Source organism: Methylomonas sp. ZR1 (genome assembly GCF_013141865.1).
Taxonomy (GTDB): domain Bacteria; phylum Pseudomonadota; class Gammaproteobacteria; order Methylococcales; family Methylomonadaceae; genus Methylomonas.
Genome location: NZ_RCST01000001.1, coordinates 81,251 through 102,716, shown reverse-complemented (window position 1 = coordinate 102,716; position 21,466 = coordinate 81,251). Strand labels below are relative to the sequence as shown.

The 21,466-nt window shown below is 52.5% G+C and carries 23 protein-coding genes; 20 read left to right on the top strand and 3 right to left on the bottom strand.

The genetic code is table 11. The annotated features are described in order from the left end of the window. Positions 1-340: 340 nt before the first annotated feature. The 6 genes from DDY07_RS00485 (at position 341) to DDY07_RS00460 (ending at position 7,958) form a co-directional block, all read left to right on the top strand. Entirely contained in the window at positions 341-856 is a 516-nt protein-coding gene (locus DDY07_RS00485; RefSeq protein WP_171694371.1) for an RNA polymerase sigma factor, read from the top strand. Between the two features lie 12 nt (positions 857-868). Beyond that, positions 869-1,825 (top strand): FecR family protein, encoded by a 957-nt coding sequence (locus DDY07_RS00480; RefSeq protein ID WP_171694370.1) that lies wholly within the window; start codon positions 869-871, stop codon positions 1,823-1,825. Positions 1,826-1,951: 126 nt separating this feature from the next. Beyond that, complete coding sequence (locus DDY07_RS00475) at positions 1,952-4,297, top strand: TonB-dependent receptor (RefSeq protein ID WP_171694369.1); 2,346 nt, start codon at positions 1,952-1,954, stop codon at positions 4,295-4,297. Positions 4,298-4,309: 12 nt separating this feature from the next. Then, positions 4,310-5,506, top strand: a complete 1,197-nt coding sequence (locus DDY07_RS00470) for a PepSY domain-containing protein (RefSeq protein WP_171694368.1) — start codon at positions 4,310-4,312, stop codon at positions 5,504-5,506. A 172-nt stretch (positions 5,507-5,678) separates the two neighbouring features. Further along, positions 5,679-6,581 carry a cation diffusion facilitator family transporter gene (locus DDY07_RS00465; RefSeq protein WP_171694367.1) on the top strand — a complete coding sequence of 301 codons (903 nt, stop codon included), beginning with the start codon at positions 5,679-5,681 and terminating at the stop codon, positions 6,579-6,581. Between the two features lie 48 nt (positions 6,582-6,629). Beyond that, positions 6,630-7,958 carry a D-alanyl-D-alanine carboxypeptidase family protein gene (locus DDY07_RS00460; protein WP_253734364.1) on the top strand — a complete coding sequence of 443 codons (1,329 nt, stop codon included), beginning with the start codon at positions 6,630-6,632 and terminating at the stop codon, positions 7,956-7,958. Positions 7,959-7,966: 8 nt separating this feature from the next. On the opposite strand, the gene DDY07_RS00455 is transcribed toward DDY07_RS00460, so the two are convergent. Next, the gene (locus DDY07_RS00455; RefSeq protein ID WP_033158397.1) at positions 7,967-8,173 is read right to left on the bottom strand and encodes a SlyX family protein; all 207 of its coding nucleotides are present in this window, start codon (positions 8,171-8,173) and stop codon (positions 7,967-7,969) included. A gap of 129 nt (positions 8,174-8,302) precedes the next feature. Here DDY07_RS00455 and DDY07_RS00450 point away from each other — a divergent pair, with 129 nt between their 5' ends. Genes DDY07_RS00450 through DDY07_RS00435 form a run of 4 tightly spaced genes read left to right on the top strand, consistent with a single transcriptional unit; the run spans position 8,303 to position 11,004 of the window. Continuing rightward, positions 8,303-8,605 carry a DUF6763 family protein gene (locus tag DDY07_RS00450; RefSeq protein ID WP_033158396.1) on the top strand — a complete coding sequence of 101 codons (303 nt, stop codon included), beginning with the start codon at positions 8,303-8,305 and terminating at the stop codon, positions 8,603-8,605. Positions 8,606-8,613: 8 nt separating this feature from the next. After that, entirely contained in the window at positions 8,614-9,462 is an 849-nt protein-coding gene (locus tag DDY07_RS00445; protein WP_033158395.1) for an ATPase, read from the top strand. A 13-nt stretch (positions 9,463-9,475) separates the two neighbouring features. Continuing rightward, positions 9,476-10,540 carry a homoserine O-succinyltransferase gene (locus DDY07_RS00440; protein WP_171694366.1) on the top strand — a complete coding sequence of 355 codons (1,065 nt, stop codon included), beginning with the start codon at positions 9,476-9,478 and terminating at the stop codon, positions 10,538-10,540. Then, complete coding sequence (locus DDY07_RS00435) at positions 10,540-11,004, top strand: nucleoside deaminase (protein ID WP_171694365.1); 465 nt, start codon at positions 10,540-10,542, stop codon at positions 11,002-11,004. Before DDY07_RS00440 ends, DDY07_RS00435 begins: the two co-directional genes overlap by 1 nt. On the opposite strand, the gene DDY07_RS00430 is transcribed toward DDY07_RS00435, so the two are convergent. Beyond that, complete coding sequence (locus DDY07_RS00430) at positions 10,998-11,444, bottom strand: hypothetical protein (protein ID WP_171694364.1); 447 nt, start codon at positions 11,442-11,444, stop codon at positions 10,998-11,000. The genes DDY07_RS00435 and DDY07_RS00430 overlap by 7 nt on opposite strands. A gap of 211 nt (positions 11,445-11,655) precedes the next feature. On the opposite strand from DDY07_RS00430, the gene hslV reads away from it, so the two are divergent. The 10 genes from hslV to DDY07_RS00380 all read left to right on the top strand — a co-directional run bounded on the left by hslV (position 11,656) and on the right by DDY07_RS00380 (position 19,941). Beyond that, positions 11,656-12,216, top strand: coding sequence for an ATP-dependent protease subunit HslV (gene hslV / locus DDY07_RS00425; protein WP_020483114.1), 561 nt, complete (start codon positions 11,656-11,658; stop codon positions 12,214-12,216). Between the two features lie 4 nt (positions 12,217-12,220). After that, entirely contained in the window at positions 12,221-13,540 is a 1,320-nt protein-coding gene (hslU, locus tag DDY07_RS00420) for an ATP-dependent protease ATPase subunit HslU (protein ID WP_171694363.1), read from the top strand. Positions 13,541-13,542: 2 nt separating this feature from the next. Then, positions 13,543-13,932 (top strand): gamma-butyrobetaine hydroxylase-like domain-containing protein, encoded by a 390-nt coding sequence (locus DDY07_RS00415; protein ID WP_171694362.1) that lies wholly within the window; start codon positions 13,543-13,545, stop codon positions 13,930-13,932. 8 nt (positions 13,933-13,940) lie between these two features. Beyond that, a complete protein-coding gene (ubiE, locus tag DDY07_RS00410) occupies positions 13,941-14,690 on the top strand; it encodes a bifunctional demethylmenaquinone methyltransferase/2-methoxy-6-polyprenyl-1,4-benzoquinol methylase UbiE (protein ID WP_171694361.1) in 750 nt (249 codons plus the stop codon). A gap of 37 nt (positions 14,691-14,727) precedes the next feature. Further along, positions 14,728-15,336 (top strand): Uma2 family endonuclease, encoded by a 609-nt coding sequence (locus tag DDY07_RS00405; protein ID WP_171694360.1) that lies wholly within the window; start codon positions 14,728-14,730, stop codon positions 15,334-15,336. Continuing rightward, on the top strand, positions 15,320-15,955 hold the full coding sequence (locus DDY07_RS00400) for an SCP2 domain-containing protein (protein WP_171694359.1): 636 nt from the start codon (positions 15,320-15,322) through the stop codon (positions 15,953-15,955). The genes DDY07_RS00405 and DDY07_RS00400 overlap by 17 nt, the downstream gene beginning before the upstream one ends. 14 nt (positions 15,956-15,969) lie before the next feature. Further along, on the top strand, positions 15,970-17,538 hold the full coding sequence (gene ubiB / locus DDY07_RS00395; RefSeq protein WP_171694358.1) for a ubiquinone biosynthesis regulatory protein kinase UbiB: 1,569 nt from the start codon (positions 15,970-15,972) through the stop codon (positions 17,536-17,538). Between the two features lie 173 nt (positions 17,539-17,711). Beyond that, positions 17,712-18,047: a hypothetical protein gene (locus tag DDY07_RS00390; protein ID WP_171694357.1), complete on the top strand. Its 336-nt coding sequence runs from the start codon at positions 17,712-17,714 to the stop codon at positions 18,045-18,047. A 105-nt stretch (positions 18,048-18,152) separates the two neighbouring features. Next, the gene (locus DDY07_RS00385) at positions 18,153-18,599 is read left to right on the top strand and encodes a hypothetical protein (protein WP_171694356.1); all 447 of its coding nucleotides are present in this window, start codon (positions 18,153-18,155) and stop codon (positions 18,597-18,599) included. 694 nt (positions 18,600-19,293) lie between these two features. Next, positions 19,294-19,941: a hypothetical protein gene (locus DDY07_RS00380; protein WP_171694355.1), complete on the top strand. Its 648-nt coding sequence runs from the start codon at positions 19,294-19,296 to the stop codon at positions 19,939-19,941. A gap of 54 nt (positions 19,942-19,995) precedes the next feature. Here DDY07_RS00380 and DDY07_RS00375 read toward each other — a convergent pair whose 3' ends face one another. Next, positions 19,996-20,961: an IS110 family transposase gene (locus DDY07_RS00375; RefSeq protein ID WP_171694354.1), complete on the bottom strand. Its 966-nt coding sequence runs from the start codon at positions 20,959-20,961 to the stop codon at positions 19,996-19,998. Between the last annotated feature and the right edge of the window lie 505 nt (positions 20,962-21,466).

Below are 21,466 nucleotides of genomic sequence, written 5' to 3'. Positions count from 1 at the left end.
CTCTGCGGAAGTGCTTGTTAGAAAAAAATCAATCGATTGATTTAAACAATATCAATCAATCGATTGATTGTCAATTCTTGGATTGTGTTTAAAGGACAACTTTTCCTCGATTCCTGCCGAAGAATGACTTCCATTGCAGTTGATTTGCACAGAAAAATCAGGTCATATGCCACAGGTAATTGCGTTAAATGACATAGTTTTAAACGTAAGCATCCCCCTACACCTCCCCTCAACAACCTTACAGCCGAGCACTATTGGAATTGGACGGCTTTATGCGTTTATTGGCACACAGCTTGCGGCAGTTTCCGTCTTTCGTTCACAAAAATCCGGAGCTAGTCGCTTGTCCGTCATCGCCATTAAGCACGATCAGATAGCCGAATTATTTCTGACTCATAAAGAAGCCATCGTCGATTTTTTGCTGCGCAAGGTAAAGTGCCCCGATGCCGCACAAGATCTGAGTCAGGAAACTTATTTGCGTTTGCTGGGCAAGGACAGTCTGACACACACCGACAATCTGCCCGGTTATCTGTTTCGTACCGCCGAACGCCTGTCGATAGACTTTATTCGCCACCATCAGCGCAGCGGCGCAAAAACCCAAGAATTGGACGACGAGCTGACTTGCCCGCTTATGCAACCGGAAGACTTTGCGATTCTTAGCCAACAATGCGAACGCCTGTTGCAGGCTATCGCCAGCCTGCCGCGGCAATGCCGGCATATTTTGCTGCTGCGCAAGATCGACGAACTCACTTATGCCCAAATCGCCGGAAAACTGGGTATTTCCGAGAAAACCGTGCAACGCCAATTGGTCAAGGCCATGTTGCACTGCCATCACATGCTAATCGGCACGCAGCACTAAACCGGCCAATCGATGACGCCGCCCAAGCTTTCGCAACCGCCAAAAATTCTTCAGCAAGCTGCGACGTGGTTCGTGGAGTTACAGTCTGAATCCTGTGATGAGCAGCGGCGTCAAGCATTCGCGCAATGGCTTCTGCAAAATCCAGCGCATCAGACCGCTTACGACGACATCGCCAGCCTTTGGGGCAACCTGGACGAGCTAAAAACCACTGAGGTCGCCGGCTTGAATACCGCGCGCTCCGCAAGGCCCCGCGTCTGGCGAAACGGCAAAATGTTAACCGTTAGCCTGCTGCTTGCCACCGTGTTGACCGGCGCATGGCTGGACCTCAAGGCACCTAGCAGAGTTTACCAAACAGGCATAGGCGAACGGCAAACCGTGCAACTGGCCGACGGTTCCCAACTGCAATTGAATACCGATACACAACTGCGCGTACGTCTGTCCTGGTGGCGCCGCGAGATCGAGTTGCAGCAAGGCGAAGCCATGTTCAACGTCGCCCATCAGGCCTGGCACCCGTTTACCGTTCATACCGGCAATCTACAAATTAAAGACATCGGCACCGTGTTTAACGTGCGGCATGATAATCACGGCACCGCAGTATCGGTCTTGGAAGGCGAAGTTGCCCTACATGCCGGCCGCAGCTGGTTTGGCGAAAATTTACCCGCCGGCTTCAGCCGCAAAATAGATGCGGGCGGCCACTGGCAAAAGCCCGAAAAAACCAATACCAAGCAAGTGGCGGCATGGCTCAACGGCCAACTGTTGTTCGACCACACGCCGCTGACCGAAGTCGTCGCGGAATTGGAGCGTTATCACGCCGTGCGTTTTGCGTTTGCCGATCCTGCCTTGGCCAAGCAAACCCTGAGCGGCAGTTTCAATAGCGCCGATCTCAAGCCGTTTCTGCAGGCCCTGGAAAAAATCCTGCCTATCCGCGTGCAGCGCCAAAAACAAACCGTCGTGCTTTACAGCCGCTAACAAACAGGTGTTCGTGTTTGGGTTAAAAAAATATTCCCCAAACCTGTCCAGTTTGACCCGTCTGCTTCGTTAATGGGGTATGGCGAGTCAAAAAATATTGCCACCCACGACTAACAGGAGACGATCATGGATTGCAAACTTAACACCACACCCGCGAAAAAACCGCGCCGACAGGCGCCCCTGCTGGCGTTGGCCCTAGCCGCTTCAATCGACGCAAGCGCGGCAGGCAGCACCAGCGCAAGCATAGACCTTCCCGCACAGCCGCTGGCAGCTACCTTGGAGAACTTGGCAAAGTCCACCAATACCAAATTGATCTATGCCGACTCGATGGTGCAAGGCTTGCAAGCCCAGCCGCTGAAGGGCCAATACACCGTACAACAGGCGCTAGAAAAAGTGTTAAGTCAGAATGGCTTACAGTACGAGCAAGTAGGCGAAGGCGTCATTGCGGTTAAAAAAGTCCCCGCGCCAAAACCACAAGCCGTTAAGGACGATTCGACTTTCGAGCTGGGTGCGGTCACAGTGAGTGATCAAACCGAGAGCATGAAATTAACCAGCAAGGACATTGCTACTTCGGTGGACATCATGTACGCCGATAAAATCGCCGACCAAAACGTATTAACGGCCTACGATTTGTTCCACCGCATGCCTGGCGTTCAAGTGACCCAATTCGGCCAAGGCATCACCACCGGCAAAATGTCGTTTCGCGGTTTCAATGGCGAAGGCCGGGTTAACGCGGTCAAATTATTGATCGACGGCGTGCCTAGCAACACCAACAGCGGCGACACCTATTTTATCGACTCGCTGTTTCCGCTCGACATCGAGTCCATCGAAGTGGTGCGGGGTACCAACGACGCCCGCTACGGCCTGCACTCCTTCGCCGGCAACATCAGCATGAACACCACCACCGGCGGCAACTACGCTAAGGCCAGAGCCAGTTTTGGCAGTTTCAATACCCACGACATCCAATCCGGTCTGGGCTATGAAAAAGACGGTTTCTCGCAGAACTATCAAATTTCCTACCGCGCCAGCGACGGCTACCGCGACCATAGCGACACCGACAAAAACAGCTTTTCCGGCAAATGGTTCTATACGCCTGACAACCAAAAATACAAAATAGGTTTGATCGCCCGCTGGAGCGAAGCCGGCGCCCAAGAACCCGGTTATATGACATACCAGGAACAGTTACTCAATCAAACCCAAACCTTCACCCGAAACGCCACTGACGGCGGTAAACGCACGGTTGGCCAGGTCAGCACCCACTTGGACGTCAACCTCAGCCCGACCTTATTCTGGTCGTCCAAGGTCTACGGCACTTTATTCGACGACCAGCGTTATGTCACCTATGGCCCTGGCGCAGCACAGCAAGAACGCGACCGCGACGAAATTCAGTACGGCGCGATGACCTCGCTGACCTACCATCCGGTCATCAGTTGGCTGGACGACTTTTCGCTGGAAACCGGCTTCGACTTCCAGCAACAAGAAAACAAATATCTGCGTTATCTAACCGATAGCAGGGTTCGCCGTAGCAGCGGTTTGCGTAACGACGAAAAGTGGGATTTCTTGAATTACGGCGGCTACATCCAGGCAATCATCAAGCCTTTCAAATGGTTGAAACTGACGCCAGGTTACCGTGCCGATATCGTCGACGGCAGCTTCTTCAGCTATCGCCCCGGCTCAGCGTTCGGCTCCTACCCCCTTAACGACTACGGTACGATTTCGCAACCCAAAATAGGCGCGGTGATTACGCCGATCGAAGGCTACAGCCTTTATGGCAACTGGGGCCGCACCTTCCAGGTCGGCCTGGGCCAAGCCACCTTCATCGGCCGCAACCAAGCCAATATTGGCCCGTCGTTGAATGACGGTTGGGAAGTGGGTGTCAAGCTGAAACCGGTCGATTGGGCCGAGGGCCGGGTCGCCTACTGGTCGCAAAAAGCCAGCAACGAAATTAGCCGCGACCTGGCCAGCGTGGAGTCGAGCCAAATAGGACCCACACTGCGCCAAGGCGTGGACATTGAAGTCAAGGTGTATCCCACCGATAAAGTCGGGGTTTGGGCTGCCTACTCTTTACAGGAAGCTAAAGTCACCAATCCGCCGGCGGTTTCGGCTGGCACTATGGAATACGTCGCCGGCAATCAGGTGGTCAATACCCCGAATTATTTGTTCTCGGCCGGCATCGACTACCAAATCCTGCCGCAATTGCGTTCTTCGCTATGGACCAGCGGCCAAGGCGACTACTTTGTCGATCAAGCCAATCAGCGCGGCCAATACGGCGAATACGCCCTACTCAACCTGGATTTAGGCTACCAGGTGACCAAGGAAGTGGAATTGCAATTTCAAGCTAAAAACCTGACCGACGTTCGCCGGGAATATGTTTGGTATTCCGAATCATTCGGTGCCACCGCCCAACCGTTCTTCTCGCCGGGCGACGGCATTGCCTTCTACGGCGCCGTCAACGTCAAGTTCGACTACTAAGCTCGTATCACCATGAAATCGACGGCCAACAAGAAGCAGGCTAGGCGCCAATTCTGGCTGGCCGTACATTTATACCTCGGGCTGTCGTTGGGCTTGATCATCGCCCTGGTCGGCCTGACCGGCAGCCTGTTGGTGTTTTATATCGATCTGGACGAGTGGCTGAATCCACAGTTGATCATTTCCGAATCCAGCGCCCAGCGGCAAAGCTACGAGGATATTTTTCAAGCCCTACGTCGCGCGGAGCCTACGCGGCAACGCGGCTGGCGGCTGGAAATTCCCGACGATCCACAGCGTGCCATCACCGCCCGCTACTATAAACCGCAAGAAACCGAGCATCACGGCTTTGCGCCGCTGATGCTGTCGGTCGATCCGTATACCGGCTCGGTACTCGCCAATCGTTTCTGGGGCGAATTTGCGATGACCTGGCTCTACGACTTGCATTACAAGCTGCTACTGGATAATCCCGGCAAAATTTTGATGGCCATCGTCGGCGGCTTGTTGCTGATGTCCTTGATCAGCGGCGTCTATCTGTGGTGGCCTCCACTACACAAATTAAAGAGCGCTTTGAGCCTAAAGCGCCATGCCAGCCGCGAACGCCTAAATTACGATTTACATAAACTGGCGGGCGTCTACAGCCTGATTGTGATGCTGGTATTGGCAGTCACCGGAGTAGCCTTGGAGATTCCGCAATACGTCAATCCGATACTGGGCTATTTCTCGCCCTTGCAGGCATCGCCCGCGCCAAAATCGGCCACCACCGAAAATAATCCGGCGCGCATCAGCCTGGATCAAGCCGCCGCGGTCGGCCAAGCCCGGTTTCTGCAGGCGCGCCTGTGTTGGATAGAGACACCGCACGACGCCAATGGCAGCTACCGCATCAATCTGCGCCAGGCTGGCGAGCCCAGTCAGCGCTTTCCCAAAACCAACGTCTGGGTCGATCAATATTCCGGCCAGGTGTTGGCGGTCAGCAATCCGGACGAACTTGGCGGCTCGGACACAATCATCAACTGGCTGCATCCGCTACATACCGGAGAGGCGTTTGGTTTGATCGGGCAATTGCTGGTGTTGGTTGCCGGCTTGCTCTGCCCGCTACTATTCATCACCGGCGTGATACGCTGGCTGCAAAAACGCCGCGGCCGGCAACTGCGTCCTCGGCACCAGCAATCGGCAAAAAACTCGCCCCTACCGCCCGCCTTACAGAATCGATAAGCTCGTTATTGCCTAGTTGACAGCCAATCGCTCAACTTGTCTGTCAACGCCTAAGTATTTGCAGCAAATCCGCTCGACTCATCTAAAATCTGCATGATTACTTGATCTGTTTCGGTGCTGTCTGCCGTAAATAATCGCTGCCTAATTCTTAATTTTATTTGGCCCATAGCTCATGTCTCACAGTAATTCCGCCTCAGCCATCATTTATGCGTTCGCCGCTAATCTGGGTATCGCTTTGATCAAAACCGGCGCAGCAGTCTGGACCGGTTCCGGCTCGCTGCTGGCGGAAGCCATTCATTCCTTTGCCGATTGCGGCAATCAGGTCTTGCTGTTTATCGGCATGAAACGCTCCGCGCGGGCGGCAACCCAACACCACCCGATGGGCTATGGCCGGGAAGCATATGTCTGGTCGATGATGGTAGCGATTACGCTATTCTCGGTTGGCGGCTTGTTCTCTATCCACGAAGGTTGGTTGCGTTTTCACGAATCGCACACCGTGGAAAATGCCGGTATGGCTTTGGCGATACTGGCTATCGCCGTGGTTTTGGAAGGTTTTTCGTTGCGCGCGGCCTTGGGGGCGATGGCAAGCGAGCGTGGCGAACGGGGCATTTGGCAATGGTTTAAAGAAACGCAATCCAGCGAATTGATGGTGGTCATCGGCGAGGACTTGGCCGCGCTGATTGGTCTGGTGATAGCCGCGGCGATGCTGGGCTTGACTATGCTTACCGGTAATTCAATGTACGACGCAGTGGGCTCGATGTTGATTGGCGCCTTATTGGTCGTCGTAGCGGTGTTAGTCGGCCGGGAAGTGCATTCTTTGCTGCTCGGTGAGGCCGATGCGGGGATTCGCGATGCCGTTCGCGGCTATCTGGAAAAGCAAGGCTGCGTCAACCGCGTACTGAATATTTGGGCTATTAGCCACGGCAGCCAAGTGATGCTGGCCATTAAAGCCGAATTGCTGGCGGATTTAAGCGTGGGGGAAGCTGTTGAATTAATTAACGGAATGGAAAAACAGATCAAAACCGACCATCCCCGCATTAATTGGGTCTTTTTCGAAATCGATAATTCTGATTAAATAATATAGTCAAATGTTTAGGCCACATATCTGGAGCAAAGTAATAACTTGAGCACCCTACCCAAAACCCATTTAGCGTTACTTTCTCTAGCTTGCCTAATGCTGCAAAGCGCTCCTGCGGCCGCCAGATATGCGGCGATTGTCATCGACGCCGACACCGGCCGCGTGGTTCACGAAACCGAATCCACTCAACGCTGGTATCCCGCGTCATTGACTAAAGTCATGACTATCTATTTAACCCTGTCGGCATTGGAAAATGGCCGTCTGCGACTGACCGACACCGTGTTTGCATCAAAACACGCCGCCTCGCAACCGCCTTCCAAGCTGGGTTTGCGCACCGGCCAAAGTTTGACGGTGGAACAAGCCATCATGGCCGTCACCACCCGTTCCGCCAACGACGCGGCGGTCGTGCTGGCGGAAAAACTGGGCGGCACGGAAAGCAATTTTGCCGCGATGATGACCCAGCAAGCGCGTACGCTGGGCATGTACAACAGCTCGTTCGAAAACGCCAGCGGCTTGCCGGACGACGGGCAAATCAGCAGCGCCCGCGACCTGGCCTTGTTATCTGCTGCGTTGATTCGCGATTTCCCGCAACATTATCATTATTTTTCGGCGACGGAATTTAACTACAAAGGCCGGGTAATGCCCAATACCAACCGCATCCTGAAAAGCTATCCGGATGCCGACGGCCTGAAAACCGGTTTTACCTGCGGCTCCGGCTACAACCTGATCGCCTCGGCCAAACGCAACGGCCACCGCTTGATCGGCGTGTTACTGGGCGCACACAGTAGCGGCGAACGCTTCGAACAAATGGGTAATTTATTGGACATGGGCTTTGCCAATAGTGAAAAAGGCCTGTTCGGCGAGCACATTTCGCAATTGAAGGATTACAGCGCCCTGCCGCCACCGTTTCAATTGTCGTCCAATCGCTGTGCCGGCAGTGCGGAACAAATGGGGGCCGACTCCGGCAGCAGCCGATATGAACCGATTCATATCAACGCGCCTTACAACAGTCGCCGCGAAAAACTCACGCAATTGGCGCAAGCCAAACCGCAAAGCCGCGGCAATGTCTGGACCGTCAGCATGGGAAGTTTTCCCAGAAAAATCGACGCCGATGTCAATCTACAGCGCGCGCGCAATGCTCTTGGCCCGTTAGCAAAAACCGGGCGTGCGGGCATCGTCAAAACCAAAGTCAAAAACGCCACATCTTGGCGGGCGCAATGGACCGGTTTACAGCAAGACGACAGTCAGGATTTTTGTCGACGGTTGCGCGCCAAACATATGGATTGCAGCGCCTCGCCGCAACCTCGAACCAGCTTGGCAACAGCATCCAACCCGACGAAGCAGCTTCGCCGCGTCAGCCATCGCAAGTCGTAATTGATAAGTCAGTAATGGGGCGGACGCTCATCGACCGCCCCCGCTTGTCGCTCATCCAGCGCCAGGCTTTTGATCTTGTCGTGCAGCAACTTACAGGTTTCCTCCAGTTTGCCGATTTGCTTTTGCTGGTCTGCCACCACTTGGTTCAACGCCTGAATCAAATCTTCCTGATACGCTTGTTTGATCTCCAATTCGATGAATCTTTCTTCGCTCATGGCTCCCGCCGCTGACTATGTAAATTTGCCATTCTAATCGAAAATCCCGACAGTTTTGCCGCATGCACTCGCACAGCTTCTATAAACTCGCTATCATTGATAAGTCATCAACATAGCGAGGATGCAACTATGGCAACTATTACAGATCCGGTCATTGGCCGCTGGTATAAAGACCTGGAAAGTAATCTTACCTTCAAGGTGGTAGCGATTGAGGGTAACGACGAATCGGTGGAAGTTCAGTTCGCCAACGGCGATCTGGGCGAATACGACAATGAATCCTGGTACGGTTCCACTATCGATTACATCGAAGATCCGGAAGACTGGAGCGCGCCGTTCGACGAGTTGGAAGCCGACGACCTGGGCTACACAGACCCCGATAGACACGCCCGCCCGGATGCGGAAGATTTGGACATTAGCGATTTGCTGGACTGAGATAATTTATGAGAATGACCCCGCAACAATTTCTGGACTGGGAATCCAAGAGTATCACCCTGCTGGCCATGTCCGGCGCCGGCAAAACCACCCTCTCGGCCAAGTTACCCAGGGATAAATGGTTTCATTATTCCGGCGATTACCGTATCGGCACCAAATACCTGGAAGAACCGATTCTGGATAACATCAAACAGCAAGCGATGGGCGTGCCGTTTTTGCGCGATTTGCTGAAATCCGACTCGATTTATATTTGCAGCAATATCACCGTGGAAAACCTGGCACCGGTGTCCAGCTTTCTGGGCAAAATCGGCGATCCGGCTAAAGGCGGCCTGTCGCAAGCGGAATTCAAACGCCGCCAGGCGCTGCATCATCAAGCCGAAATCGCAGCGATGAACGACGTGCCGGACTTTATCCACAAAGCCGAGGACATCTACGGCTACAAACATTTCATCAACGACGCCGGCGGTAGCGTTTGCGAATTGGATTGCCCGGAAGTCCTGGAAAACCTGGCCAAACACACGCTGATCGTCTACATCAAAATTCCGCCGGCCTTGGAACAGACCATCATCGACCGCGCCAAAAAAGACCCCAAACCCCTGTATTACCGCCCGGAATTCGTCGATGAAAAATTGGACCAATTCATGAGTGAGCGCGGTTACAGTTCTACCGATCAGATTCCACCGGACGAATTCGTCAGCTGGGTATTTCCGGAGCTGTTCAAAGCCAGGGTACCGCGCTACGAAGCGATTGCCGCCCAGTACGGCTACACCATCAGTGCCGACGAAACCGCTAAAGTCAATAACGAAGACGACTTTATCCGTCTGATTGCCGAGGCGATTGCCCGGCAACAATCTTGAGACCGTTCTTGTAATGCCGCTAGTTGCCCATACTGCTTTACCCACTTTTCAGCGTCTGCACGAAGAAGGCGAAGAAATTCTCAGCCCGGATCGCGCCAGTCACCAATCGATTAGAGAGTTGCACATCGGCTTGTTGAATATCATGCCGGACGCGGCGCTGGAAGCCACGGAACGCCAGTTTTTCCGCTTGGTCGGCGCTTGCAATCAGATTGCCCAGTTTCATGTGCATCCGTTTACGATTGCGGGCCTGGAAAGAAGCCCGCAAGCCCTGGCACATATCCAGCAATATTACGAATCCTTCGAGCAAATCAGACAAGACGGCCTGGATGCCTTGATTATCAGCGGTGCCAATGTCACCCACGACCATTTGCAGGAGGAAGATTTTTGGCGGCCGTTAACCGAAGTGTTCGAATGGGCCACGCAAAACGTCACCTCGGTACTGTGTTCGTGCCTGGCCACCCATGCCTTTATTCAGCATTGTTACGGTGTGGAGCGCACGCGCCTGCCGGCCAAGCGTTGGGGCGTGTTTTCGCATAAAGTGGTCGATAGGCAGCATCCCCTGGTGGCGGAAATCAACACCCGCTTCGATGTGCCGCATTCGCGTTTTAACGAAGTGTTTCAGCGCGACATGGAAACACACGGACTGAAAGTCCTGGTGGCCAGCGAATCCGCCGGTGTGCATCTGGCCGTTAGTCCGGACGGATTTCGCGTCGTCTTCTTCCAGGGTCATCCGGAGTACGACGATATTAGCCTGCTTAAAGAATACAAGCGCGAAGTACTGCGTTATTACAACGGCGAGCGCGACGACTACCCACCCTACCCCGAGCATTATTTCGATAACGAAGTGCAACAGCTACTGGCCGAGTACACAGAACACGTGAAAGAAGCCAAGCTTGGTAACTGCCCACTGCAAGCCATGCCTGAGCAACAAATCATCGAGCACTTGGACATCACCTGGCGGGATTCCGCTAAAGCCGTGTTTAATAACTGGCTGGGGAAGGTTTATCAGATCACCAACGAAGACCGCCGATTGCCGTTCATGGACGGTATTAATCCTGATAATCCGCTGGATTTGTAATGCACGAAGGCTTTCTAAACCAAGCCATCGCACTAGCCTGCGATAACATCGACCAAGGTGGCGGGCCGTTCGGCGCGATTGTCGTTAGAGACGGCGAAATTATTGCCGCCAGCGGGAATCGGGTGACGCCGGATCTGGACCCGACCGCTCACGCCGAAATCGTCGCCATTCGGCTGGCTTGTCAAAAACTAGGCGATTTTCAATTAAGCGATTGCACGCTCTACACGAGTTGCGAGCCTTGCCCGATGTGCTTGGGTGCCATCTATTGGGCAAGACTGCAAGCCGTTTACTTTGCTTGCGACCGTTTCGACGCCGCTAAAGCCGGGTTCGACGACGGTTTTATTTACACCGAAATCGACAAACCCGCCCTGCAACGCCGGATCGTCATGCAGCAACTCTCGCTCGACTCGGCCAATCGCCCCTTCCAAATGTGGCGGATCAAAACAGATAAAATTCGCTACTGAGCCGCCGCCGGCTGTTCCGCCGGTTTAGCGGTTGCCTCACCTTTAATTTTAAGCAACCAGCCATCCTGACCCAAACAGCCGCTCTCCAATTTGCTTTCTGCGGATTTAGCGGTGACATGCACACGGGCAAATCCCGGCGTCAATGGCGGCAATTTCGCGGTCACAAAGTAAAAGGTCTTTTTATCCACCACATTGACTTTCATTTTTTCGCCACGCGCTTCGGCGGTCACGGTCAATGGATCGGCATTGTGGGAGATATGAAAAGAGATTTCCGTGCCCGCATCGACCTCGGCTTTTTGTTCAGGCACAAAATCCCGGAATTTAGGCCTTTTACACTCTTTCAAGCGCTCTTCTTCTTCCGGCGATAAAGCCAGGGCCGCCGTTGAAAACACCATAGCACCCAGCAAGCACACACCTCTCCAGCGATTTGACAATTTCATGACTAGCTACCCTCTTGTTGTTATTGTAATGTTGGAAACGCCGGTCAATGCGGCGCATCCTTTAAAATACCAGCACTTTGAACTTTAATCAGTTTTCTTGCTTTGTTCAATCTTTGCGCCTTTTACCCACCGGGCTTACGGTTTTAAACTTCTACCCTATCGCCGTCGAGAACATGTAAAATCGCCGCCTTTCCCTTTCTCATTCACAGACATGACGAACTTCAGAGGCACCACCATTCTTTCCGTCAGACGCGGCGACAAAGTCGTGATCGGCGGCGATGGCCAAGTCACCCTGGGCAACACCGTGATGAAGGGCAATGCCCGTAAAGTCAGACGCCTGTACCACGACAAAGTGATTGCCGGTTTCGCCGGCGCGACGGCCGATGCGTTTACCTTATTCGAACATTTCGAAGGCAAGCTGGAAAAACATCGCGGCAATCTGACCCGTGCCGCCGTGGAAATGGCCAAAGACTGGCGCACCGACCGCGCCCTGCGCAAGCTGGAAGCGTTATTGATCATTGCCGACAGTAAAACCTCGCTGGTGATTTCCGGCACCGGCGACGTCATCGAGCCCGAATACGACTTTATCGCCATCGGCTCCGGCGGCGCCTTTGCGCAAAGCGCGGCCCGCGCCTTGCTGGAAAACACCGAACTCAGCGCCCGCGAGATCGTCGAAAAGTCCCTGGGTATTGCTGCAGACATCTGCATTTATACCAACCACAATCTGCGCATCGAAGAATTAGACGCCGAACCCCAACCGGCACAAGAGTAAAACCATGAGTCAAATGACCCCGAGAGAAATCGTCAGCGAACTGGACAAGCACATCGTCGGCCAAGCCGCCGCCAAACGCTCAGTTGCGATTGCCCTGCGTAACCGCTGGCGCCGCAGCCAGGTTGCCGCGGAACTGCGCGATGAAATCACCCCGAAAAATATTCTAATGATAGGCCCCACCGGCGTCGGTAAAACCGAAATCGCCCGCCGACTGGCTCGCTTGGCTAACGCGCCTTTCATCAAAATTGAAGCCACCAAATTTACCGAAGTGGGTTATGTCGGCCGCGACGTGGAATCGATTATTCGCGACTTGATCGATAGCGCCGTGAAAACCACCCGCATTTCGGCGATGGAACGTGTGCAAAACCGTGCCGCCGATGCTGCCGAAGAAAAAGTGCTGGATATATTACTGCCACGCGCCGAAGGCGGCATGCTCTCGGAAACCGAGGAATCCACCCGGCAGAAAATGCGCAAAAAACTGCGCGAAGGCGATTTGAACGATAAGGAAATTCAAGTAGACGTTGCCGCACCTGCAGTGGGTGTGGAAATCATGGCGCCACCGGGCATGGAAGAAATGACCAGCCAGTTGCAAGGCATGTTCCAAAATCTGGGCAGTGGCCGCACCAAAACCCGCAAATTAAAAATTAAAGATGCCTTGAAACAGTTGCAGGAAGAAGAAGCCGGCAAACTGGTCAACGAAGAAGAAATCAAGCAAGCCGCGCTGGAAGCGGTTGAGCAACATGGCATCGTGTTTCTCGACGAAATCGACAAGATCTGCAAACGCGCGGAAATGGGCGGCGGCGAAGTGTCCCGCGAAGGCGTGCAGCGCGATTTATTGCCGTTAGTGGAAGGCAGCACCGTCACCACCAAATACGGCATGATCAAGACCGATCATATTCTGTTTATCGCCTCCGGCGCGTTTCATCTAACCAAGCCGTCGGACTTGATTCCGGAATTGCAAGGCCGCTTTCCAATCAGGGTCGAGCTGAACGCCTTGAGCGCGGACGATTTCGTGCGGATTTTGACCGAGCCGGACGCCTCGCTGACCGAGCAATATCAGGCACTCTTGAAAACCGAAGGCGTAGACGTACAATTTACCGCCGACGGTATTCAGCGCATTGCCGAACTGGGCTGGCAAGTCAACGAAAAAACCGAAAACATTGGCGCGCGCAGATTACATACGATTCTGGAAAAACTGCTGGAAGACATTTCCTTCAATGCGCCGGACATGGCCGAAAAATCCATTACCATCGATGCCGCTTACGTGGACTCACACCTGATGGAACTGGCCGACGACGAAGACCTCAGCCGCTACATTTTGTAATTATGCGCGTCAAAATCACTCCCACTCAGCGTGTGCCGACCGAAATCAAGCTGCATAAGGTTTCGGCGATCCTGGAAATCCATTTCGACGACGAGAGCATTTACGAGCTGCCCAGCGAATATCTGCGCGTGTTTACCCAATCGGCAGAAGCGGTCGGCCATGGCCCCGGCCAGGAGACCCTGCAAATCGGCAAGGAAGACGTGACGATTACCGACATCCAGCCGGTGGGCAATTACGCCATCAAACTGGTGTTCAGCGACGGCCACGACACTGGCATTTACAGCTGGGATTTACTGTATAAATTGGGTTCGGAATTTCCGCTGCTTTGGTCGCAGTATCTTGAAACCCTGAAAGCCGCCGGCCTCAGCCGCCGCTCGCCCATCCATAATTAAACGACATCATGACAAACGACAATACCACCCATTTTGGTTTCAAACAGGTTCCTAAGCAGGAAAAAGTGGCGCTGGTGCGCGGCGTGTTCGACTCGGTCGCCAACCAGTACGACGTCATGAACGATCTCATGTCGATGGGTATCCACCGCATCTGGAAACGAGTGGCCGTGCAACTGGCCAATGTTCGTGAAGGTGACAGCGTGCTCGACCTGGCAGGTGGTACGGGCGATTTGACCAAACTTTACGAAAAGCGCGTCGGCAAATCCGGCCAGGTGATACTGGCGGACATCAACGCCGCGATGCTGCGCACCGGCCGCGACCGACTGATCGACCATGGCTTGAGCGGCAATATCCGCTACGCCCAAGTCAACGCCGAATGCCTGCCATTCGCCGACAACACCTTCGATTGCGTGACGATAGGCTTTGGCTTGCGCAACGTCACCGACAAGGACGCCGCCTTACGCTCCATGTACCGCGTGTTAAAACCCGGTGGCCGCGTCATCGTCCTGGAATTTTCCCACCCTATCGACCCGATCACCGAAAAAGTCTACGACTTTTACTCCTTCAAACTACTGCCAAAAATCGGCGCCGTGGTGGCGAAGGACGAAGACAGCTACCGTTATCTGGCCGAATCGATCCGCATGCATCCCAAGCAGGACGAACTCAAGCAAATGATGGAAAACGCCGGCCTGGAGCGTTGCGAGTATTTCAACATGACGCAAGGTATCGTTGCCGTACACCGGGGCTATAAATTTTAAGCTCCCGTTCGCCGGTCGTGAAAGCGGAGAATTGCCAATGGCACTAAAACCAGCTCAGCATTACATCAGTGAAGCCGAATACTTGGCCGGCGAAATGATCAGCGACATCAAGCATGAATTGATCGATGGCGAAGTTTACGCAATGGCGGGAGCCAGCCGTAACCATCAAAGATTAGCCGGGAATGTTTTCACGACTTTCGCCCAACATCTGCGAGGCACGCCGTGCGAGACGTTCATGGCTGACATAAAAGTCAAAGCCGAACACAACTTTTTCTATCCCGATGTGATGGTAGTGTGCGCCGACGAAAACGGCGACGAGTACTACACCGAAAAGCCAACCATTATCGTCGAAGTGCTATCCAAAGCCACCCGACGCATGGACAAATCCACCAAACTGGCGGCCTATAAGGCCTTGCCGAGCTTGCAAGAATATGTGCTGATCGAACAGGATTTTGTCGACGTCGAAATCTTACGCCGCTCGACCCACTGGCTATCGGAACATTACTTCCTTGGCGACAGCCTCACCCTGGAATCAATAGACTTAACCGTGACAGTCAGCGATTTATACCAACGAGTCAATAACGAAGACATGCAAGAGTTTCTGCAACAACAGCAAGCACAGGCGAGTGATGTCGAGCAGCGTTAAGTCCCTATTAATCTCCGCGCTGGAAACCGCACTGAATCGTTATTTAGCGCTGGACGATCACATCGAACAGTATCTAACGCCCATGACCGGCAAAGTCATCGCCCTGCATGTGACGTCTTTCGACAGCAGCCTGTATCTTTGCCCTACCGCGCAAAGCATACAAATTCTGGAGAGCTATCCGGGCAGCGTGGACGCCACGCTCAGCGGTTCATTGTCGGCTTTGGGCTTGATGGGCTTAAGCGCCACGCCGATGCGCTCGCTGTTTAAAGGCGAAGTCCGCATCGACGGCGACACCCAAGTCGCGCGCCGCCTGCAACGTTTGTTCGAAAAACTGGACATCAACCTGGAAAGCAAAATCGCCCGTTATACCGGCGACGCCTTTGCCCAACGCTTGAGCCAGTTGTTCCGCGGCAGCCGCGACTGGACGCAACACACCTTGACCACCTTTCGCCTCAACTTGGAGGAATTCCTGCAAGAAGAAACTCGTGAGCTGCCGGCCAAATCGGAAGCCGAGTTATTTTTCCGCGACATCGACACTTGCCGCAGCGACTGCGACCGCCTTGATGCCCGCCTCGACCGCCTGGAAGCCGCAATTCAAACTACATCCGCGCCTCAATAACAAGGACCTGCCCCGTGATTCGCCCGAAAATTCTGATGCGCCTCATCCACATCAACTGGGTGATGATGTTCCATGGCCTGGATGAAATTGTTTTAAAGACCCATCTATTCCGTCCTGTCCGCTATCTGGCGTTCTTATCGCCGAATTATTGGACCAGCAAAGCCCGCGAACCGCGCGGCGCGCGCATCCGTAAAACCCTGGAAGACCTGGGACCGATCTACGTCAAATTCGGCCAAACCCTGTCCACCCGCAAGGATTTGCTGCCGGAAGACATCGCCGAAGAACTGGTCAAACTGCAAGATAAAGTACCACCGTTTTCCGCCGAGACTGCCCGCAACATCATCGAACAGCAACTGGGGCAATCGATAGAAGACGCCTTCGCAGAGTTCGATCCGCAACCACTGGCCTCGGCCTCGGTCGCGCAAGTACATACCGCCACCCTGCACACCGGCGAAAAAGTCATCGTTAAAGTCTTGCGGCCGGACATCGAAGACAAAATTCATTCCGACGTCGGCTTGCTGTACGAACTGGCGCGCCTGGCAGAACGCTTCTGGAGTGATGCCCGCCGGCTGCGGGCGATGGAAATCGTTGCCGAGTTCGAAAAGACCATTCTCGACGAACTGGATCTGGTCCGCGAAGCCTCCAACGCCAGTGCGATCCGCGCCAATTTCAAGAACTCCGAGATGCTCTACATCCCGGAAATTCATTGGCCGCTGACCCGCCGCAAAGTCTTGGTGATGGAACGCATCTACGGCATTCCGGTCGGCGACATCGACGCCCTGCGCAAAGGCAATGCGGACTTTAAAAAGCTGGCTGAACGTGGCGTGGAAATCTTTTTCACGCAAGTATTCCGCGACAATTTTTTCCACGCCGACATGCATCCGGGCAATATTTTCGTGCAATTGCCGGACAAATACCTGGCGGTGGATTTTGGCATCGTCGGTAGCCTTTCCAGCTCAGATCAACGCTATCTGGCCGAAAACTTCCTGGCCTTCTTCAACCACGACTACCGGAAAGTGGCTCAAATGCACATCGAATCCGGCTGGGTGCCGGCGACGACGCGGATCGAAGAATTCGAAGCGGCAATCCGTAGCGTTTGCGAGCCGATTTTTGAAAAACCGCTAAAAGACATTTCTTTCGGTTTGTTGCTGTTACGGCTGTTCCAAACCGCCCGCCGTTTCGATATGGTGGTGCAACCGCAATTGGTATTGCTGCAAAAAACCCTGCTCAACATCGAAGGCCTGGGCCGCCAGCTTTACCCCGATCTGGACTTGTGGCAAACCGCCAAACCCTTCCTGGAAAACTGGTTCAAGGAACGGGTCGGTCCCGGTAAAAAGATCAAGGAGCTGTTTGCCAAATTCCCGGAAATCACCGAACAGATTCCGGAAGTCCCCGGCCTGGTGTTCCAGGCCCTGCAAAGCGCCGCGCACATGCAGCAGCAACTTCAGCAGCAGCAAAAGGACATGCTGGAACTACGCAAACAATTGAAGCGTAACAATACCCGCACCTTGCGAGCTATTCTCAGTGCGGCGGTGTTGATTGCGGCGGCGATAGTGTTGCAGTCTCCGTTGTTGGGGGGGTGAGTGTTTAGTTTTTCCTGTGGCAGTATCAGACTGGTCATTTTCGGAGACTGGGACGATTGACGGTGGGCAATACGCATCTCATAGACCAGTAACTTATTTAGGTAAGATATGATTCGTGGTAGATATACAGTTAACTATCAAATTGCTTGTTACGCTTACTCATGCATATTAGGATGAAAGTGAAAACTTTAAAAACCGCCATTCCATCGATACTAATTATTTTTAGTAGCGGTACTTTAGCAGCCTCGACAGCAGACATCGATAAATTAACAACGTATTCTGTCATTTTAGGGCGCGCTGTTGCCTGCGGCATAAATACAAATGATGCTTCTAGCAGAGTTGGATACTGGATGGATAGGAATTTTCCTCCGGGTTCACAGGATCAGATAACCTATTTACCTATATTTATGGCAGGCATGCAACACAATGCCGAACAACAAGCTTCTGGAAATAGTCCAGATAATTGCGCTGCTGTTGCACGAGCTTTTAACTCAATGCCTTGGCCTTAGTCTAAAACCCGTTGGTTGTTGCACCCTTAGAGTTGGCAGACTTATAAGCTCAATCTTTATACAAGCTACTAATCAATAATTTTGTTGGACAAATAGAGGCAAACAATGAATTTTGTCCCCAAATCATTTAGCTCCTCAACCAATGAAAATAAATTTTTTAATGATTTTAAGCACAAATTTTGTATAGAAAAAATCGACGAGAATCATTCATATAGTCATGGCAGTAAGCATCCCAGTATTATAAAGGTTGGTAGCAATGATATTGGGTGCATAGCTTTGCAAGGCTTAAATAACTCTGGCTCTCCAACAATTAGAATCACATATTTGTTCATTTATGAACAGAAAATTGGCTCAGGCAGTTTAGTTTTAAGCACGCTATGTGAGTTAGCCGATAAATACGATGTATGTTTAGAATTAGACGCTATCCCTCAAAAACGAACTAAAGATTCAATTTCACGTAAAAAATTGATCTCTTGGTATCAAAGATTTGGCTTTAATATTGAGATACAAGGAGACTATTTTATGAGGCGCTATGTTCAAACCCATAGATAAGATTAGCCAGTAGAGTGAGTACGATTTTGTACTATCGTGCTTAATAGGCTGTCGTGGATTGTGTCGCTAACGCGACGGTTTGTTTTAATGTCGGGTCTCGGCCCGACAGCCGAGTAACTTTTCTTTGTTTGGCCAAAGAAAAGTCACCAAAAGAAAAGCCACCCGGATGCCGCTTTGATCCTGCGCTCCTCGCTTTTGAACGGGGTTGCCAAAAGGGGCTTCCTGCCCCTTCGTCAACGCGCCGCATCCCTGCGGCGCCCCTTCGGGCTGATCCCGTCAAAAGCTCCGGTGCTCGGCGCGGCATACGGGGTAAAACCTATCCCAAAATCGAAAGTCTGCCCAGTCTAAATCGATTTTTAACCCTCCTTATGAAAACATGTTGTTTTAGGGACGAAAGACAATTCGGCTATTAAAAACAAATTTCTAGCTAGACTGCCCCCTTGAATTCGCAGAAAGGGAAAATTGTCCAACCAAGGAATATATAAAGAAACCATCTAATCTCCCGTTTGACATACGAACAAACATGACCAGCCCTCCAATATTTCCACCCTCATTCCTATTACTCCAGCAAGAGGGTTACCTCATCAGCTCATGCCTAGCGACGGGCTTATCAGAACTTCGACGAGCCAACGTCCACAACAAAGGAGCCTTCTACGCAGCATTGTTGAATATATCGGTAGGCTTGGAACGACTGATGAAAGCAATCATCATCATGGACCACATGATAATGAACCAGCTTGCAGTTCCGTCTCGAAAAAAATTGAAGGAATACGGTCACGACATTGTCAGTCTGTATGATTCGTGTGTCTCAATTTCAGCAGCAGAAAACTCGAAACTCACTCCAATACAAAACCTTGAGCCAATATCTGCCGAGATTCTGGCTTTACTAAACGACTTTGCACAAACAACCAGATATCACAACCTAGATGCCTTGAGCGGACTGCAAACGCAGATAGATCCTCTTGAGCACTGGAACAATGTGATGATGTCAATTCTCAGGAAAGACGTATCCAAAACGAAGCGGGACCGGATACTCTCGCAAGCAAACGCAGCATCCAACGCGCTTGCTGGGAAGGCGTTTACTTTAATGCAAGGACTAGACAAACAGGCGCTCACGACGGAGCAAGCATTGGCCCTTCCCGGACTTCATGATCAAGCGGCTCGCTACGCCGTCCTTTACATAATAAAGATGCTTACAGAACTGCGCGACCTAACATCCGACATTAGCCACAAGGCGTATGCGTGCGAAAACCGAGAGCCTCCATTTCCTCAAATGCAAGAGTTTCTCGAATGGGTTTGGGACGATAGAGCATATGTTCTTAGAAAGAAAAAATGGCCTTAGCCCGCAGCACGGTAGCACGGTAGCACGGTAGCACGGTAGATACTGTTATCCAAGTCAAGCCAAATGAATAGCCGAATCGAAGGGTTTGGCGGATTTTAAGACGCCGAACGCCACATGAATCAATTTTCGCATCATGGCGCCGATAATGAGTTTATTGGGCTTACCGGCGCAGGCTAATCGGTTCCTGAATTGTTTCCCCCAGGCGGTTTTATACAATGTGACCATGGCTGGCATATACATGGCTTTTCGCAAGAACGAGTGGCCTATTTTGGAGAGTCTGGGTTTGCCCTTAATACTACTACCCGATTCGTATTGCCTAGGATCGAGTCCGGCAAAGGCTGCGGCTTGTCGGCTATTGGCGAAGCGCGAGGTATCGGCGTAGAACGCTAGGATAATAGCGCTGGTGCGCTCGCCAATGCCGGGGATGCTGTCGAGTAATTCGCGCTGTTGCTTGAGATCGGGATGGCGATCAATGTGATCATTGATGGCGTCGATCAATTGTTGGATAGCGGTATCCAGCCAATTCAGATGCTGCTGAATGTCCTCGCGCACCGCTTCGCGAGCCACCTGCAAACGGTTGCTTTCTTGGGTGCGCATGGTTTGCAGGGCGTCCAGGCGCAGCACTAGTGCGCGTAACGTGACTTCCGCCTCGCAACGGGGTTGCCAAGCGGATGGTTTGCGTTCGGCGCAGAAATCGGCAATGAGTTTAGCATCGACCGTATCGGTCTTGCTGCGGGTGAGCCGTGAAGCGCCATAAGCTTTGATTTGTGCCGGATTGACGACGCTGACAGTTAAGCCGTTGGTTGCCAGATGCTGAGCAACGTCTTCCCAATAAATGCCGGTCGCTTCCATGCAGACCTGCACGGATTCAGCTTTTTGGGCGTTTAGCCACGTCAACAAAGCTGTAAAGCCTTCAAGCGAATTGGGAACCACTTTGGCGCGAAACTTACCGTTGGACAAGCGTAATGAGCAATCCAGCTTGGCTTTTGAAACATCGATACCGAGATAAAAATGGGACATTGAAAACCTCAAATGATCTACCTTGTGAATGCAGGCTGCCGGAATCCGGGCCGAAGAGACTGTCCGATCGTTGATCGAGGGTGGGTCACTGCTGCAGGGGTCTACGTCTCGGGCTTCAATAGTCCAAGGTCCGATACGGCATCCAGTGACCCAAACCTGAGGTGCCCCTCAGGCATGTTTTGCGAGATTTCATTATCTCCTGAAAAACACGGGTGGATAATACAAGGTCCGATTAGCGATAGCGTATTCGGACGCAAACCATTCCCTCGATTATGCTTCGCTATTGTGACGAATGTTGGCAATGCCTTAATAATTAAGGTCGTGCGCTAACTCGCAAAAGGTCCAAACGATGTTTCGCATATCCCTCGTTCCTCCGCATACGCTTCGCTATTCAGAGCTATACCACTATTCCTCTAAATCCAAAAGAACCGTCAAAGCCCTGAACTCGCGACGGTTTTTCCCCGTATGCCGCGCCGAGCACCGGAGCTTTTATCGAGAATTGCCC